Source organism: Pseudomonas sp. IT-P74, assembly GCF_949768175.1.
Classification (GTDB): Bacteria; Pseudomonadota; Gammaproteobacteria; order Pseudomonadales; family Pseudomonadaceae; genus Aquipseudomonas.
The window spans coordinates 195,678-212,812 of record NZ_CATKQD010000011.1 but is presented as its reverse complement, the minus strand read 5'-3'; the positions used below and the strand labels follow the sequence as shown (position 1 = coordinate 212,812).

The 17,135-nt window shown below is 61.5% G+C and carries 14 protein-coding genes and 3 tRNA genes; 16 read left to right on the top strand and 1 reads right to left on the bottom strand.

All coding sequences use genetic code 11. The features are described 5' to 3' along the window. Positions 1–134: 134 nt before the first annotated feature. From truA to ACM6J5_RS09890, 16 genes are all read left to right on the top strand, one after another. Complete coding sequence (gene truA, locus ACM6J5_RS09965) at positions 135–959, top strand: tRNA pseudouridine(38-40) synthase TruA (RefSeq protein WP_414928541.1); 825 nt, start codon at positions 135–137, stop codon at positions 957–959. Positions 960–1,022: 63 nt separating this feature from the next. Next, complete coding sequence (locus ACM6J5_RS09960) at positions 1,023–1,649, top strand: phosphoribosylanthranilate isomerase (protein WP_414928371.1); 627 nt, start codon at positions 1,023–1,025, stop codon at positions 1,647–1,649. Between the two features lie 216 nt (positions 1,650–1,865). Further along, entirely contained in the window at positions 1,866–2,786 is a 921-nt protein-coding gene (gene accD, locus ACM6J5_RS09955; protein ID WP_095943674.1) for an acetyl-CoA carboxylase, carboxyltransferase subunit beta, read from the top strand. Beyond that, complete coding sequence (folC, locus tag ACM6J5_RS09950; RefSeq protein ID WP_414928370.1) at positions 2,783–4,090, top strand: bifunctional tetrahydrofolate synthase/dihydrofolate synthase; 1,308 nt, start codon at positions 2,783–2,785, stop codon at positions 4,088–4,090. Before accD ends, folC begins: the two co-directional genes overlap by 4 nt. Further along, a complete protein-coding gene (locus tag ACM6J5_RS09945; protein ID WP_414928369.1) occupies positions 4,074–4,727 on the top strand; it encodes an SPOR domain-containing protein in 654 nt (217 codons plus the stop codon). The genes folC and ACM6J5_RS09945 overlap by 17 nt, the downstream gene beginning before the upstream one ends. 98 nt (positions 4,728–4,825) lie before the next feature. Continuing rightward, the gene (locus ACM6J5_RS09940) at positions 4,826–5,386 is read left to right on the top strand and encodes a CvpA family protein (RefSeq protein WP_056722189.1); all 561 of its coding nucleotides are present in this window, start codon (positions 4,826–4,828) and stop codon (positions 5,384–5,386) included. Between the two features lie 41 nt (positions 5,387–5,427). After that, the gene (gene purF, locus ACM6J5_RS09935) at positions 5,428–6,933 is read left to right on the top strand and encodes an amidophosphoribosyltransferase (RefSeq protein WP_095943671.1); all 1,506 of its coding nucleotides are present in this window, start codon (positions 5,428–5,430) and stop codon (positions 6,931–6,933) included. A 73-nt stretch (positions 6,934–7,006) separates the two neighbouring features. Then, positions 7,007–8,218 carry an O-succinylhomoserine sulfhydrylase gene (locus ACM6J5_RS09930; RefSeq protein ID WP_150672787.1) on the top strand — a complete coding sequence of 404 codons (1,212 nt, stop codon included), beginning with the start codon at positions 7,007–7,009 and terminating at the stop codon, positions 8,216–8,218. After that, positions 8,215–8,991, top strand: a complete 777-nt coding sequence (locus tag ACM6J5_RS09925; protein ID WP_095943669.1) for an SDR family oxidoreductase — start codon at positions 8,215–8,217, stop codon at positions 8,989–8,991. Before ACM6J5_RS09930 ends, ACM6J5_RS09925 begins: the two co-directional genes overlap by 4 nt. Positions 8,992–9,236: 245 nt before the next feature. After that, positions 9,237–9,312 (top strand) — tRNA-Val (locus tag ACM6J5_RS09920). A gap of 53 nt (positions 9,313–9,365) precedes the next feature. Continuing rightward, positions 9,366–9,442: transfer RNA gene (locus tag ACM6J5_RS09915), tRNA-Asp, on the top strand. Positions 9,443–9,534: 92 nt separating this feature from the next. Continuing rightward, a tRNA-Asp gene (locus ACM6J5_RS09910) sits at positions 9,535–9,611 on the top strand. Positions 9,612–10,072: 461 nt separating this feature from the next. Beyond that, positions 10,073–12,904, top strand: coding sequence for a xanthine dehydrogenase family protein molybdopterin-binding subunit (locus tag ACM6J5_RS09905; RefSeq protein WP_414928368.1), 2,832 nt, complete (start codon positions 10,073–10,075; stop codon positions 12,902–12,904). Continuing rightward, positions 12,897–13,436 (top strand): (2Fe-2S)-binding protein, encoded by a 540-nt coding sequence (locus ACM6J5_RS09900; RefSeq protein ID WP_007982256.1) that lies wholly within the window; start codon positions 12,897–12,899, stop codon positions 13,434–13,436. The genes ACM6J5_RS09905 and ACM6J5_RS09900 overlap by 8 nt, the downstream gene beginning before the upstream one ends. Positions 13,437–13,438: 2 nt before the next feature. Next, positions 13,439–14,677, top strand: coding sequence for a cytochrome c (locus tag ACM6J5_RS09895; protein WP_150672785.1), 1,239 nt, complete (start codon positions 13,439–13,441; stop codon positions 14,675–14,677). A 1-nt stretch (position 14,678) separates the two neighbouring features. Further along, on the top strand, positions 14,679–15,650 hold the full coding sequence (locus ACM6J5_RS09890; protein WP_414928367.1) for an XdhC family protein: 972 nt from the start codon (positions 14,679–14,681) through the stop codon (positions 15,648–15,650). A 131-nt stretch (positions 15,651–15,781) separates the two neighbouring features. Here ACM6J5_RS09890 and ACM6J5_RS09885 read toward each other — a convergent pair whose 3' ends face one another. Further along, entirely contained in the window at positions 15,782–17,065 is a 1,284-nt protein-coding gene (locus tag ACM6J5_RS09885; protein ID WP_150672783.1) for an NAD(P)/FAD-dependent oxidoreductase, read from the bottom strand. Positions 17,066–17,135: the final 70 nt, after the last annotated feature.

The following is a 17,135-nucleotide window of genomic DNA, read 5'->3' as shown; positions in this document are numbered from 1 at the left end:
CGCGAAGAGGCCCTGACATTCACTCCAGGCCCTCAGTTGTACTGGCATCCCCTCCAGTCGGCCTTATAATGCCCGCCTTTGGTACATCATCAGGCTGTCCCTCCTTGGCAAATATAGATAACCCGGCCGCCGAAATGGCTGCCGACGGCTTTTTCCGGATCGCGCTGGGCGTCGAATACAAAGGCTCGCGCTACCGCGGCTGGCAGCGCCAGGCCTCCGGCGTCCTCACCGTGCAGGAAACCCTCGAAAACGCCTTGTCCAAAGTCGCCGACTCACCCGTTTCGCTGATGTGCGCCGGGCGTACCGACGCCGGGGTGCATGCCTGCGGACAGGTGGTGCATTTCGACACCCAGGTCGATCGTTCGATGAAGGCCTGGACCATGGGCGCCAACATCAACTTGCCCCACGACGTCAGTGTCAGTTGGGCCAAGGTCATGCCGGCGCACTTCCATGCGCGCTTCAAGGCCATTGCCCGGCGTTATCGCTACGTGATCTACAACGATCAGATCCGCCCGGCGCACCTGAACGAAGAAGTGACCTGGAACCACCGTCCGCTGGACGTCGAGCGCATGGCCGAGGCCGCTCAATACCTGCTCGGCACCCATGATTTCAGCGCTTTTCGTGCCGGCCAGTGCCAGGCCAAGTCGCCGATCAAGGAACTGCATCACCTGCGCGTCACCCGTCACGGCAAGATGATCGTACTGGATATCCGCGCCAGCGCCTTCCTGCATCACATGGTGCGCAATATTGCCGGCGTGCTGATGACCATTGGCGCCGGAGAGCGTCCGGTGGATTGGATGAAAGAGGTGCTGGAGAGTCGGATTCGACGGACCGGTGGCGTGACCGCGCATCCATTCGGTTTGTATCTGGTTCAGGTCGAGTACCGTGACGAGTTCCAATTGCCCGAGCGTTACATCGGTCCACACTTCCTGACCGGGTTCTCGGAACTTGGCGGCTGACGCCCTCGAATGCTTTTGTTACCATCCGGGACTTTCCCGGATTTGTCTTGGAGTTGTGTCGACATGTCAGCCGTTCGCAGCAAGATTTGTGGGATTACCCGCATAGAGGATGCGTTGGCGGCCGTCGAGGCCGGGGCGGATGCCATCGGATTCGTGTTCTACGCCAAAAGCCCCCGTGCGGTGACGTTCCAGCAGGCGCGCTCGATCATCAAGGCGCTGCCGCCGTTCGTGACCACCGTGGGCCTGTTCGTCAATGCGAGCCGTTGCGAGTTGGGTGAGCTCCTCGACGCTGTGCCCCTGGACCTGCTGCAATTTCACGGCGATGAAAGCGCAGAGGATTGTGAGGGTTGGCACCGCCCGTACATCAAGGCGCTGCGGGTCAAGGCGGGGGATGATATCGCCGCGGCCTGTGATGCCTATGCCAGTGCCAGCGGCATCTTGCTCGATACCTATGTCGAAGGCGTTCCCGGAGGAACCGGCGAGGCATTTGACTGGTCACTGATACCGCAAGGCTTGAGCAAGCCGATCATTCTGGCGGGTGGTCTGACGCCGGATAACGTCGCCGAAGCGATTGCCCGCGTCCGGCCTTATGCCGTGGATGTCAGCGGTGGGGTAGAGGCGAGCAAGGGCATCAAGGATCACGCAAGGATCCAGGCATTTATCAAAGCGGTACGCGGTAGCACCTGTTGATGTGACGGCTGGCAGACTGCCGCCGTCCACTGCACTGTACAAAGCGGATGCACTGCACACAGCAGGCAGATCCGAGGGTTTTTGGTTGCACGCAGGTCATGTTTCGCGCTGACCGTGGCAGTCCTCGACCCTCTTCGCACACATGAATTTAGCGCTAGGGCATACACGGGGCCGCGAACCAGAGCGTTCGGGCCGCCGGTACTGGAGAAAGAAAGCATGAGCAACTGGTTAGTAGACAAACTGATCCCTTCGATCATGCGTTCCGAGGTCAAGAAGAGCTCGGTGCCTGAAGGTCTTTGGCACAAATGCCCGTCTTGCGAGGCTGTGCTGTATCGTCCGGAGCTGGAAAAGACCCTGGACGTTTGCCCCAAGTGCAACCATCACATGCGTATCGGCGCCCGCGCCCGTATCGACATCTTCCTCGATGTTGAAGGCCGTGCCGAACTGGGTGCGGACCTGGAGCCGGTCGACCGTCTGAAGTTTCGCGACGGCAAGAAGTACAAGGATCGCCTGACCGCTGCCCAAAAGCAGACCGGCGAAAAAGACGCGCTGGTTTCCATGAGCGGTACTTTGCTGGGGATGCCGGTGGTGGTTTCGGCGTTCGAGTTTTCCTTCATGGGTGGCTCGATGGGCGCCATCGTCGGTGAGCGTTTCGTGCGCGCCGCCAACTACGCCCTGGAAAAACGTTGCCCGATGATCTGCTTCTCCGCTTCCGGCGGTGCGCGGATGCAGGAAGCGCTGATTTCCCTGATGCAAATGGCCAAGACCTCCGCGGTGCTGGCTCGTCTGCGTGAAGAAGGCATCCCGTTCATCTCCGTGTTGACCGATCCGGTCTACGGCGGCGTTTCCGCCAGTCTGGCGATGCTGGGCGATGTGATTGTCGGCGAGCCGAAGGCGTTGATCGGTTTTGCCGGTCCACGTGTGATCGAGCAGACCGTGCGTGAAAAACTGCCGGAAGGCTTCCAGCGCAGCGAGTTCCTGCTGGAACACGGTGCCATCGACATGATCATCGACCGTCAGGAACTGCGTCCGCGCCTGGGCAACCTGCTGGCGCAAATGATGGGCCTGCCGACGCCGAAGTTCGTGGCTGCACCCATCGAGCCGATCGTGGTTCCACCGGTACCTGCCAACCTATGACCCAACGAACCCTTGGCGAATGGCTCGCCTACCTTGAGCAGTTGCACCCTTCGGCCATCGACATGGGCCTGGAGCGGTCGCAACAGGTAGCGTCCCGCATGGGACTGGGCAAGCCGGCGCCTCGGGTGATCACGGTCACCGGGACCAACGGCAAGGGTTCCACCTGTGCGTTCGTGGCGTCCCTGCTGCGGGCACAGGGCTTGAAAGTGGGGGTCTACAACTCCCCGCACCTGCTGCGTTACAACGAGCGGGTAACGGTCAATGGCGTCGAAGCCACGGATGCCGAGTTGTGCGAGGCCTTTGCCGCGGTAGAGGCCGGGCGCGGCGACACTTCCCTGACTTACTTCGAAATGGGCACCCTGGCGGCATTCTGGCTGTTCCAGCGCTCCGGGCTCGATGCGGTGGTGCTGGAAGTCGGTCTGGGCGGTCGGCTGGACACGGTCAACGTGGTGGACGCCGACATGGCGCTGGTCACCAGTATTGGTGTCGATCATGCGGATTACCTGGGTGATACCCGAGAGTCCGTGGCCTTCGAGAAGGCCGGTATTTTCCGTCAGGGCGCGCCTGCGCTCTGCGGCGACCTGAATCCTCCACAACCTCTGCTGGACAAGGCGCGCGAGCTCAATTGCCCGTTTTTCCTGCGTGGACGCGATTTCGACCTCGGCATCACCGATCACAACTGGCAATGGTGCGGTGTCGATGGGCAAGGGCGCGCGGTTGAACTGCGCGATTTGCCGCTGCTCGATCTGCCGATGGAAAACGCTGCGCTGGCGTTGCAGGCGTACCAGCTGCTCGGTTTGCCTTGGGTGGATGCGCAGATTGTCGAGGCGCTGCAGGCAACGAAGGTGGTCGGTCGTCTGGATCGCCGTGAGATCGAGTGGCAAGGCAAGCGCTTGAATCTATTGCTGGATGTGGGACACAACCCCCATGCGGCGGAGTATCTGGCTCGTCGCCTGGCCAGTCGCCCGCCGGTCGGCAGGCGCCTGGCGGTGTTCGGGCTGCTGGCGGACAAAGACCTGGGTGGTGTTGTCGGCGAATTGAATGCTAGTGTCCAGCACTGGGCTGTCGCACCGCTGGACTCGCCTCGGGCGCGTCCGGTTGCGGATTTGCACGATGCGTTGCAAGGTCTTGGTGCGTCGGTCACGTCATACGGCAGCGTAGCGGCCGCCCTGGAAGGGCAGTGCGCGCAGGCCACGAACGACGACGAAATCCTGTTGTTCGGATCATTTTATTGTGTCGCCGAGGCCCTTGAGTGGCTGGCCCGGCGCTCCACGGAGGAAGCGGCAAATGGCATTGCTGGATAAGGCATACAAACAGCGCATGGTTGGCGCCCTGGTGTTGGTCGCGCTGGCGGTGATTTTTCTGCCGATGCTGTTTTCCCGCCAGGACGAACAGCGCCAGGTGACGGTCGAAGCGCCTGCGGCTCCACAGGCGCCGGCGTTGCCCCAGGTGCAGGTCGAGCCCGTGGTGGTGCCTGAGCCGCAAGCCTTGCCTCAGGAACCCGTGCCGAGCGATGACGAAATCGCCCAGCAGGAATCGGCGGTGCCAGCTGCGCCTGCGGCTCCAGCGCCGGCAGCCAAGCCGGCTGCACCTGCGCCGGTCCCGGCTTTGGCGGCCAAACCTGCGACAGCGCCTGCCCAGCCCATCACTGCGGCACCGGGCAAGCCGGACACCACGCCAAGCCGTGTCGATGCCAATGGCTTGTCTGTCAGCTGGTCGGTGCAACTGGCCAGCCTGTCTAGCCGTGAAAGCGCGGAAAAGCTTCAGAAAACCCTGCGCAGCCAGGGCTACAACGCCTACATCCGCACCGCCGACGGCAAAAACCGGGTGTTTGTCGGGCCGCTGATCGAACGCGCTGAAGCCGACCGGCTGCGTGACTTGCTGAACCGCCAGCAGAACCTCAAGGGGTTTGTGGTGCGCTTTCAGCCGGAACGTGGCTAAAACTATCGCCCCGATATGAAATGCACTGACAATCGCAGCTTACCGATAAGCATGGGCTCTGCTAAAATGCGCCGCCTTATCCGTCTGTAGGCTGCACTGTGCCATTTACCTGGGTTGACTGGGCGATCGTAGCAATCGTCGCCATCTCCGCATTGATCAGTCTGAGCCGCGGCTTCGTCAAAGAAGCTCTGTCGCTGTTGACCTGGATCATCGCAGGAGTCGTAGCCTGGATGTTCGGTGGCTCACTGTCCGAGTACCTCGGCGGGTACATTCAAACGCCATCGGCACGTATAATCACGGGCTGTGCCATCATGTTCGTCGCCACTTTAATCGTAGGCGCAATGATCAATTATCTTATCGGCGAACTGGTTCGCGTCACCGGGCTCTCCGGGACCGACCGATTCCTCGGCATGGCCTTCGGCGCCGCGCGTGGCGGGTTGCTGGTGGTTATCGCCGTCGGGCTGTTGAGCCTGGGGCCGGTACAGCAGGACGGGTGGTGGAAAGAGTCACAGCTCGTGCCAAAATTTCTATTGGTCGCAGACTGGTCCAAAAACCTGATTCTCGGGTGGAGCAGTCAGTGGCTTGCCAGCGGAATCAGCGTACCCGCTGATATTCCGTTCAAGGAGCAACTCTTGCCGACGGCCAAAACGCCTCAGTGAGTAGTGCTCAGTTCAGATCCATTAAGTAGGGGTTGCGTCGCATGTGTGGCATCGTCGGTATCGTCGGTAAGTCGAACGTCAATCAGGCGCTGTATGACGCGCTAACCGTCCTCCAGCACCGCGGCCAGGACGCTGCCGGTATCGTGACCAGCCATGATGGCCGGTTATTCCTGCGCAAGGACAACGGCCTGGTGCGTGACGTGTTCCAGCAGCGTCACATGCAGCGCCTGGTCGGTCACATGGGCATTGGCCATGTGCGTTATCCAACCGCGGGCAGCTCGACGTCGGCTGAAGCTCAACCGTTTTACGTCAACTCGCCTTACGGCATCACCCTGGCGCACAACGGTAACCTGACCAACGTTGAACAACTGGCCAAGGAGATTTACGAATCTGACCTGCGCCACGTCAACACCAGTTCCGATTCGGAAGTGCTGCTCAACGTGTTCGCGCACGAACTGGCCCAGCGCGGCAAGTTGCAGCCGACCGAAGAAGACGTTTTCGCCGCGGTCACCGACGTGCACAACCGTTGCGTCGGTGGTTACGCCGTCGTGGCGATGATCACCGGCTACGGCATCGTCGGCTTCCGCGACCCGCACGGCATCCGCCCGATCGTGTTCGGCCAGCGTCACACCGATGAAGGCGTCGAGTACATGATCGCCTCGGAAAGCGTTTCCCTGGACGTACTGGGCTTCACCCTGATTCGCGACCTGGCACCGGGCGAAGCGGTCTACATCACTGAAGAGGGCAAGCTGTACACCCGTCAGTGCGCGACCAACCCGTCCCTGACGCCGTGCATCTTCGAGCACGTCTACCTGGCGCGTCCGGACTCGATCATCGACGGCGTATCGGTCTACAAGGCCCGCCTGCGCATGGGTGAGAAGCTGGCCGAGAAGATCCAGCGCGAGCGTCCGGATCACGACATCGACGTGGTCATCCCGATTCCGGATACCAGTCGCACCGCGGCGCTGGAGCTGGCGAACCATCTGGGCGTGAAGTTCCGCGAAGGCTTCGTGAAGAACCGCTACATCGGCCGGACTTTCATCATGCCAGGCCAGGCCGCGCGGAAAAAATCCGTACGCCAGAAGCTCAACGCCATCGAACTGGAATTCCGTGGCAAGAACGTGATGCTGGTGGACGACTCCATCGTTCGTGGCACTACTTGCAAGCAGATCATCCAGATGGCCCGCGAAGCCGGCGCCAAGAACGTCTACTTCTGCTCCGCGGCGCCAGCGGTTCGCTACCCGAACGTCTACGGCATCGACATGCCGAGCGCTCACGAGCTGATCGCCCACAACCGTTCGACCCAGGACGTGGCTGACCTGATCGGCGCCGACTGGCTGATCTATCAGGACCTGCCTGACTTGATCGAAGCGGTCGGTGGCGGCAAGATCAAGATCGACAAGTTCGATTGCGCGGTGTTCGACGGCCAGTACGTCACCGGCGACGTCGACGAGGCTTACCTGAACAAGATCGAGCAGGCACGCAACGATGCCTCCAAGGTCAAGACGCAGGCAGTCAGTGCGATCATCGATCTGTACAACAACTGAGTTTCTACCGGCCCTGAGGGGCCGGTTTTGTATCTGGCTTTTTATTTACGAGAATAAGGAAAGGAGTGACAGCATGAGTCAGGATTGGGATGCCGGTCGGCTGGACAGCGACCTCGAAGGCGTAGCGTTCGATACCCTGGCCGTACGTGCCGGTCAGCACCGTACGCCGGAAGGCGAACACGGTGATCCGATGTTCTTCACTTCCAGCTATGTATTCCGCACCGCTGCCGACGCCGCCGCGCGTTTTGCCGGGGAAGTGCCGGGCAACGTTTACTCGCGCTACACCAACCCGACCGTACGCGCCTTCGAAGAGCGCATTGCCGCCCTGGAAAGCGCCGAGCAGGCCGTGGCCACCGCCACCGGCATGGCCGCGATCATGGCGGTGGTGATGAGCCTGTGCAGCGCTGGCGACCACGTTCTGGTATCGCGCAGCGTATTCGGCTCGACCATCAGCCTGTTCGAGAAGTACTTCAAGCGTTTTGGCATTGAAGTCGATTACGTGGCCCTGGCGGACTTGTCCGGCTGGGATGCGGCAATCAAGGCCAACACCAAATTGCTGTTTGTCGAGTCGCCGTCCAACCCGCTGGCCGAGTTGGTCGACATCGCTGAGCTGTCGAAAATCGCTCACGCCAAAGGCGCGATGCTGGTGGTCGACAACTGCTTCTGCACTCCGGCGTTGCAGCAGCCGCTGAAAATGGGCGCGGACATCGTCGTGCACTCGGCCACCAAGTTCATCGACGGCCAGGGCCGTTGCATGGGTGGCGTGGTCGCCGGTCGTAGCGAGCAGATGAAAGAGGTGGTCGGCTTCCTGCGTACCGCCGGGCCGACCCTGAGCCCGTTCAACGCCTGGATCTTCCTCAAGGGCCTGGAAACCCTCAACCTGCGGATGAAGGCCCATTGCGCCAACGCCCAGCAACTGGCCGAGTGGCTGGAGCAGCAGGACGGCATCGAGAAGGTCCATTACGCCGGCCTCAAGAGCCATCCGCAGCACGAACTGGCGCTGCGCCAGCAGAAGGGCTTCGGTGCGGTCGTCAGTTTTGAGGTCAAGGGCGGCAAAGAGGGCGCCTGGCGCTTTATCGATGCCACGCGTCTGATTTCGATCACTGCCAACCTGGGCGACAGCAAGACCACCATTACCCACCCGAGCACCACCTCCCATGGTCGTCTGGCGCCTCAGGAGCGCGAAGCGGCGGGCATTCGTGACAGCCTGATCCGCGTTGCGGTCGGTCTGGAAGACGTGGCGGACCTGCAAGCCGATCTGGCGCGCGGTCTGGCTGCGTTGTGATCGAGTTGTCTGCGCCGACCACCGGCTCGAATGGCCGCGTAGCGCTGGTGACCGGTGCTGCGCGGGGCATTGGCCTGGGGATCTCGGCCTGGCTGATCAGCGAAGGCTGGCAAGTCGTGCTGACGGACCTGGACCGGGAGCGCGGTTCGAAGGTGGCGAAAGTGCTGGGCGACAACGCCTGGTTCATCGCCATGGATGTCTCGAATGAAGGGCAAGTCGCACTTGGCGTGGCCGAGGTGCTCGGCCAGTTCGGGCGACTGGATGCGCTGGTATGCAACGCAGCGGTTGCCGATCCGCACAATATCACCCTGGAAAGCCTTGATCTGGCCCACTGGAATCGGGTGTTGGCGGTGAACCTCAGCGGGCCGATGTTGCTGGCCAAACACTGTGCGCCGTACCTGCGCGCTCACAGCGGTGCCATCGTCAATTTGGCCTCGACCCGCGCCGGGCAGTCGGAACCCGACACAGAGGCCTATGCGGCGAGCAAGGGCGGTTTGTTGGCCCTGACCCATGCGTTGGCCATCAGCCTGGGTCCGGAGATCCGGGTCAATGCCGTCAGCCCGGGCTGGATCGATGCACGCGACCCCTCGGTGCGGCGTGCCGAGCCCTTGACCGAAGCCGATCATGCCCAGCATCCGGCGGGCAGGGTAGGGACGGTCGAGGACGTAGCGGCGATGGTGGCCTGGCTGCTGTCGAGGAATGCCGGGTTTGTCACCGGCCAGGAATTCGTGGTCGATGGCGGCATGACCAAGAAGATGATTTACAGCGAGTGATGGGGGCAGGGTGCGGTCTTCAGCATTTGATGTTGAATGTGCTGCCCTCATCGCGAGCAAGCTCGCTCCCACAGAGGGAGAGAGCATGCTTTTAACTGTGGGAGCGAGCTTGCTCGCGAAGGCGGACTGATGGTTGCCGACACTGGCCGGAATGAAATGATTTTGTCTTTTTCAGAAAAACTTCAATCCTGCTATTGACTTAGGTTCGCTACCTGCGTAAATTTCGCGGCCTCGGAGATGCAAACGGGTGATTAGCTCAGCTGGGAGAGCGTCTGCCTTACAAGCAGAATGTCGGCGGTTCGATCCCGTCATCACCCACCACTTCCGAGATACTTGCGAAAGCAAGAGGTAGGCTGAAATGCCTCCACCGACGCGCAGCGGTAGTTCAGTCGGTTAGAATACCGGCCTGTCACGCCGGGGGTCGCGGGTTCGAGTCCCGTCCGCTGCGCCATATTTTCCGAGTCAGGCATGCCTGGCTCGAGATTGAAAAGCTACTGAGTTTTCAATCAGACGAGTTACTTGGGCGAAAGTCCAAAGCGATACGCAGCGGTAGTTCAGTCGGTTAGAATACCGGCCTGTCACGCCGGGGGTCGCGGGTTCGAGTCCCGTCCGCTGCGCCATATCTGCCCCGAGGCCCACTGAACGCCTTGGAGCTACGAAGAAAACCGCAGGTTTACTTCGAGTCGATAGCAAAGACCCTGGTCGAAAGGCCGGGGTTTTTTGTATCTGAAATTCAGGTTTTTCTCCTCTCGCCTTTTTCCAGGCGGACCTTTCTGCATGCCCCTTTGCATGAATGGCCGATTGGAGCTGACGACGCCGTCGTTCAGCGCCCCCCCCTGACCTCGCGCTACCGAGATTCACGTCTACTATTACTGTGCTGCGTCGAATAGTCGCGTTTTTTTGATTTTCTGGTCAGTTTTTGGTTTTCCGTAAGGCCATAAGCCTATAAACTTAACCTTTCGGTCAGCTTTGCACTGTCAACAACAGCCCTTTGCATCGTCGAAAAGGGCTTCTGCAAGACTCGAGATTTTCCAGAACATAACCAGAAGGGCGGACCCCATAACCGCCCAGAGGATGATCCATGTCCAACCGTGATATATCCCGGCGCTCGTTCCTTCAGGGCGGGCTGGTAGCGGGCGTGAGCGTGACGCTCACGCCGTTGAGCAGCCAGGCGCTGGCCGCCTTGATGGAAAACAGCGTGACCGTGCCGTCCGAGCAGTGGCTCGGCAACAATGGCAAGGCGCGCGCCCGTAACGATGCCTTGTCCAAGGTCTGCGGCAGCAAGGTCTTTGCCCGCGACATCCGCGCCAAGGACATGCCGGGCTGGCCGCAGCAGCAAGGCCACGCCATGCTGCTCAAAACCATCAAGGCCGACCACATCTTTGCAGGCATCGACCTGTCGTGGCTCGATGCCGGGTTGCAGCCGGACCGCATCGTTACTGCCGAAGACCTGGTCAAGGACGGCATCGTGTTCCCTGAGGAGCACGCCCCGGATCCGTTGCTGCCGGCCGGCAAGGTGCCGATGTTCATCGGGCACCCGGTGGCGATCCTGATCTGGAACGATTTCGAGCGCTTCCGTCAGGCCAAGAACCAACTCAAGTTCAATGACAAGGCGATTCGTTACGGTACCCAGGTGCCGTTCTACGAAGGCGATCCGTACGGCAGCTTCCGCTACGTGCGTGTTGGCGGCGCGACCTCGGCGGATGAAGACGAGTTCGCCAGCCTCAAGGATTCGATCCTGTTCCCGATGCTGAAAAACCGTCGTCCGGTGTGGAACGCCCAGCCGAACCTGCACGGCAACCTGACCGAGCGCGGGTTGTTCTACGCCGAGTGCATGAAGCAGCAGATCGATACGCCACCGGACAACTGGCTGGTTTTCGACGAGCGCTACAAGACCCCGTCGATCGAACCGGCTGCCCTGGAGCCGGACAACGGCAACGGCTGGTATGACCCGGCGACCAAGACCCTGCATTTCGTCGTCGCCACCCAGTGTCCGCTGGAAGCGGCGACCGAAACCGCGAAGATGATCGCGCCGTCGCGTTTCGGCCTGGCCAACCTGAACATGCACCCGGGTTACACCGTCGGTTATGGCTCGAAAGACCACAACATTTTCGTCTACTACGCAGCGCTGGCGGCGTTGTACGGCGCCGGTGTGCCGGTTCGCCTGGCCAACGACCGTTACGAGCAGTTCCAGAGCGGGATCAAGCGTCACCCGTTCGACATCCGCTACCAATTGGCGGTGGACAAGACCGACCACAGCTTCAAGATTTTCCGCTGCGAGATGAGCGTCGACGGTGGCGGGCGAATCAACTACAGCCCTTCGGTGGCGGCGGTGGGCGCCACGGCGGCACAGTCGATCTACTACATGCCGCAGAACGATCTGCAGGTCACGGCCTACCACTCCCGCGCCGTTGAAGCCGGGTCGATGCGTGGCTATGGCACCCTGCAGAGCATGGCGGCGACCGAGATGATGGTTGACGAAATCGCCGGTCGCCTCGGTGTCGATGCTATCGAACTGCGCCGCAAGAACGCACTGCGCTCGGGCATGAAAAACACCCAGGGCGCGATCCCGGCCGGTGCCTTGCGCCTGCACGAGATTCTCGACAAGGCGGCGGTCCACGACACCTGGAAAAACCGCGAGGCGATCAAGAAGCAGCGCGAAGCCGCCGACCCGGACAACTGGTACGGGGTGGGTTTCGCCATCTGCCAGAAAGACTTCGGCACCGGTTCCGAAGCGCCGATGGCCAGCATTGAATTCACTGCCGAAGGTCGCATCAGCCTGCGCCACATCGGTATCGAAATCGGCACCGGCATGTCCACCTCCCAGGCCATGGTCGTGGCCGATTTCCTCGGTATCCCGGCGCACGAAGTGAAGACCGGCGAAACCGAATGGAAAGAGTTGCAGCTGATCAGTGGCGGCAACCCGTACATCATGAGCCAGGCGGAGCAGGACAATTTCCTGCGCAATCCACGCTGGGTCGGCAAGGTGGCTTCGGCTTCGTCGGCCACCAACTCGGCGTACTACTTCAGCCACGCCACCCGTGAAGCGGCGCGCGTGCTGTTCAACCACGGCCTGTGGCCGGCGGCGCTGGAGATCTGGCGCCAGGGCCCTTACGGCGGCCAGGCCAACCCTTACGTGGTGCGCCGCGAAGACGCCCACTGGGTCGACGGCAAGCTCACGGCCAACGGCATGGAGCCACTGCCATTCGCCATGCTGGCCAGGCGCGTTCACGAACGTGGCCTGGTGAGCGGTGCCACCGTGCACGGTTTCAATCGCTGGAGCTGGGCCGAGGCCGAGTTCAGCATCGACGGCGTGCGTGAGCGCTTGCCGCTCGACGGCCTGGCCGTGAAGTACGGCGACGGTGCACCGAAGGCGAAGAAGGCGCAGATGAACAGCGCCGGTTTCCATCTGCTGGATCGGCAGGGCATCGCCTACCCGGCGACCCAGTTGAACAACGCGGCGGTGACTTACTACAGCCCGGTTGCGACGCTGGTGGAAGTGAAGGTCAACAAGGGTTCGAACGAAGTGTCGGTACTCAACCATCACTCGTGGGTCGAGTGCGGTCGGGTGCTGGTGGAAGAACTGGTCAGGGGCCAGCTCGAAGGCGGTATCGCCATGGGCATCGGCCACGCGCTGATGGAAGAGATGCCGCTGTACGAAGGCGGGCCGGGGGAGGGTGACTGGAACTTCAACCGTTACCGTTTGCCGATGGCGCGTCACGTCGCGGTGTGGAAGCAGACGGCGGACATCCTGCCGCCATTGTCGCCGAGCGACCCGTCCAAGGGCATCGCCGAGGTGGTGATGATCCCGGTGGTCGGTGCCATCGGCAACGCCGTGGCCCATGCCATCGGTAAACGTGTCCGCGACCTGCCTATCACTTCTGCACGCATCAAGGAGGCCCTCAATGGCTAACCGTCCGCTTCAACTGACCCTCAACGGTCAATCCGTCGGCCCGGTGGACATCCCTGATGACCTGCCGATGATCGACTACCTGCACGAGTACAAGAACCTCACCGGTTCGCGCCTGGGTTGCGGCCAGGGTATCTGCCACGCTTGCGTGGTGATCGTCGACAACCCGGACGGCACCAGCGAAGAAGTGCGCACCTGCATCACCGGCGCACACTATTTCGAAGGCAAGAAGGTTCGGACCATCGAAGGCCATGCGACCCGCGACGAGCAGGGCAAGGTCACCGAACTGAACCCGATCCAGCAGCGCTTCGTCGACGAGTTCGCCTTCCAGTGCAGCTATTGCGCGCCAGGCTTCGTCAATGCCGCGACCGTGCTGGTGGAAAAGCTGCAGCGCCAGCCGATCGTCAAAAGCCAGCTGGAAAAAGTCATCGAGGACAGCCTCGGTCATCACATCTGCCGTTGCACCGGGTACGTGCGCTACTACAGCGCCACCCGCAACGTGCTGACCGATCTCGGCCTGGTCAAGGAGGGTTAAGCATGAAGCTTCTACTTAGCCGCCTGGCGTTGGCGGTTGGTCTGGTTGCGCCTGTGGTGGCGGCTCACGCGGATGATGCGCAGGTCAAGCAAGGCGAGTACCTCGCCCGCGCCGCCGACTGCATGGCGTGCCACACCGCACCGGGTGGCGCCCCATACGCGGGCGGCCTGCCGATCGTGTCGCCGTTCGGCACGATCTACGGCACCAACATCACCCCGAGTAAAGAGCACGGCATCGGCCAGTACAACGATGACGAGTTCTTCGCCGCGCTGACCGAAGGCAAGCGCCGCGACGGCGCGAACCTGTATCCGGCGATGCCCTACACCTCGTATCACTTGATCCCGCGTGCAGATTCCGACGCGATTCATGCCTACCTGAAAACCGTCGAGCCGATCGAGCGTGCAGCACCGGTTACCAGCCTGAGCTTCCCGTTCAACGTGCGCCTGGGCCTGATGGGCTGGAACATGGTGTACGGCAAGGATGTGAAGCTGGAGCCTGCCGAAGGCAAAAGCGAAGCCTGGAAGCGCGGCCAGTACATGGTCGACGTGCTGGGGCACTGTGGCGAGTGCCACACGCCTCGCGGCCTGCCCGGTGCGATGCAGATGGACAAGCGCATGACCGGTGGCATTCTCAATGGTTATCTGGCACCGAGCCTGCTGGCCACTGACCTGGCGGCCCGTGGCTGGAATCATCAGGACCTGAGCTCGTTCCTCAAGCACGGCATGAGCGCCCAGGGCACGATGTTCAACGAGATGTTCCCGGTGTTTCACAACAGCACCCAGGGCCTCAGCGATCCGGATCTGGCGGCGATGGCGACTTTCCTGCTCGGCGATCAGCCACCTGCGGCGAAAGTGCTCACCGAAGTGCCGTTGGACAAGCTGAGCCCAAGTGCCCAGCGCGGCCGTCAGGAATATTTGAATGTCTGCGCCGGTTGCCATGCACCGGGCGGTGAGGGCAAGCCGCACATCGCGGTGGCCATGCGCGGCAACACCACGCTGCGCCTGGAAGATCCGCGCAACCTGGTACGGGTGATCGACGACGGTATCGGTGAGCAGAAGTTCTCCGGTTTCGAACACATGCAACCGATGCCGGGATTTGTCGACAAGTTGAGCGATGCGCAACTCACGGATCTGCTGAACTACCTGCGTCAGGGTTGGGGCGGTCAGCCGAATGATCTGGCTGTGAATGACGTGCAGAAGTTGCGTGCCGATGCGCCGCCGCTCGAGCACAAGGCCCACTGACATGCAGCATCTGGATCTGCAAGTGATACGCCGGGCGCTGGAGTGGTCGGCGGCCGGACAGCGCATCTGGCTGTGTACGGTGCTGGCCACTTACGGCTCGGCACCGCGCGCACCGGGTTCGCTGTTGGCGGTGAACACGCAGGGGCACTGGATTGGCTCGCTGTCCGGTGGCTGTGTCGAGGAAGACTTTCTCGAGCGAGTCGCCGAGGGCGCGTTTCTGGAGCCGGTCAGCGTTGTTCGTTACGGCGAAGGCGACGACCCCCGCTCACGCGTCAGCCTGCCGTGTGGCGGGGTGCTGGATGTGCTGGTCGAGAAGCTTGAGGCCGATTGCGAGGTGCAGGCGCATCTGCGGGAACTGGAGTCGGCGCTGTTGGGCCGACGTCGGTTGATCCGCGAGGTTGATTTGCTCAGCGGTGCGCGCAGTCTGTTCGATGATCGTGAGCAGGGTGTGCGTATCGAGCGTGAAATCGACCGGGTGCGTGTGCGCGTCGGCGCGGCCCAGCGCTTGCTGCTGGCGGGGTATTCCAGTGTCGCCCAGGCCTGTGCGGAGTTTGCCGTGGGCCTGGGGTTCGAGGTGATTCTGTGTGACCCGCGGGACGAAGTGTTGGAAGGCGTCGTGCTGGAAAACGTGGAGATTCGTCGCCAACTGCCGTCGGTGTTTATCGCTGACGGTGGCTGTCACAGCGACACGGCGGTGGTGGCATTAACCCACGATCCACGTATCGATGACCTGGCGATGATGGAGGCAGTTCGCACCGAGGCGTTCTACATCGGTGTGATGGGCTCCATGCAAACTTCGCAAAAGCGCTTCGAGCGCTTGCGGCGCATTGGTGGGTTGGGAGATGTCGAGTTGGGGCGGATTCATGCGCCGATCGGTTTGAACCTGGGCAGCAAGACGCCTGCAGAGATTGCCTTGTCGGTGTTGGCGGACATCCTGCGGATTCGCAGCGGTATCGCGCGGGATTGTCTCTAACCCAAAACCCCTGTGGGAGCGAGCCTGCTCGCGATGAGGTCGTAGCATCCAACATATTCGTTGGCTGCTAGACCGATATCGTCGGATCGCCGCCCGGAGCCGGCTCGCTCCTACAATGTATTGCGTGCCGCTTAGTACCCGAACTTATCCCGCAATCCGTAATACCACGCACCCAATGCCGCAAACGGTGTGCGCAGCATTTGCCCGCCGGGGAACGGGTAGTGGGGCAGGTCGGCAAACGCATCAAAACGCTCTGCCTGACCGCGTAATGCCTCGGCCAGCACCTTGCCCGCCAGATGCGTGTAAGTCACGCCATGGCCGCTGCAGCCTTGGGAATAGTAGATGTTGTCGCCCAGCCGTCCGACCTGGGGCAGGCGCGACAGGGTCAGCAGGAAATTGCCTGTCCACGCGTAATCGATCTTCACGTCCTTGAGCTGCGGAAATGCCTTGAGCATCTTCGGCCGGATGATCGCTTCGATGTTCGCCGGATCCCGCGCGCCATACACCACGCCACCACCGAAAATCAGACGCTTGTCGCCGCTGAGTCGGTAGTAGTCGAGCAGGTAATTGCAGTCTTCGACACAGTAATCCTGAGGCAACAGGGTCTTGGCCAGTTCTTCGCCCAATGGCTCGGTGGTAATCACCTGCGTGCCGCAAGGCATCGACTTGGCGGCCAGTTCCGGCACCAGGTTGCCCAGATAAGCGTTGCCGGCGACGATGATGAATTTGGCCCGGACCTTACCCTGCGGCGTGTGCACCACCGGATTCGCGCCACGCACAATGCGCACCGCCGGCGACTGCTCATAAATCGTCCCCCCCAGGGACTCGACCGCCGCCGCTTCACCCAGCGCCAGGTTAAGCGGATGGATGTGGCCGCCACTCATGTCGAGCATCCCGCCGACGTATTGATCGCAGGCCACTACTTCGCGGATGCGACGTTGATCCATCAACTCAAGTTGGGTATGGCCGAAACGCTCCCACAATCGCTTCTGGGATTCGAGATGCCCCATCTGCTTGGCGGTCATCGCGGCGAACACGCCACCGTCCTTCAAGTCGCACTGAATGTTGTACCTGGCGACCCGTTCACGAATGATTCGTCCGCCCTCGAACGCCATCTGCCCCAGCAACTGGGCCTGCTTGGGACCGACCGTGCGTTCGATGACATCGATATCGCGGCTATAGCTGTTAACGATCTGCCCGCCATTACGCCCGGACGCCCCGAAACCCACCCTGGCGGCTTCGAGCACCGTGACCTTGAAGCCGTTCTCCAGCAGAAACAGGGCAGAGGACAGCCCCGTATAACCGGCGCCAATCACACAGACATCGGTCTCGACGTCATCCTGCAACGCCGGGCGCGGCGGAACCGCATTGGCCGATGCGGCGTAATAGGACTCGGGGTAGGGAGTGTTAGCCATCCGGTAGCCTCTGTTTAATATATTTTACGAGTGCATTGATCCTACCCGAGTTGAAAATCGCCCGCCAGCC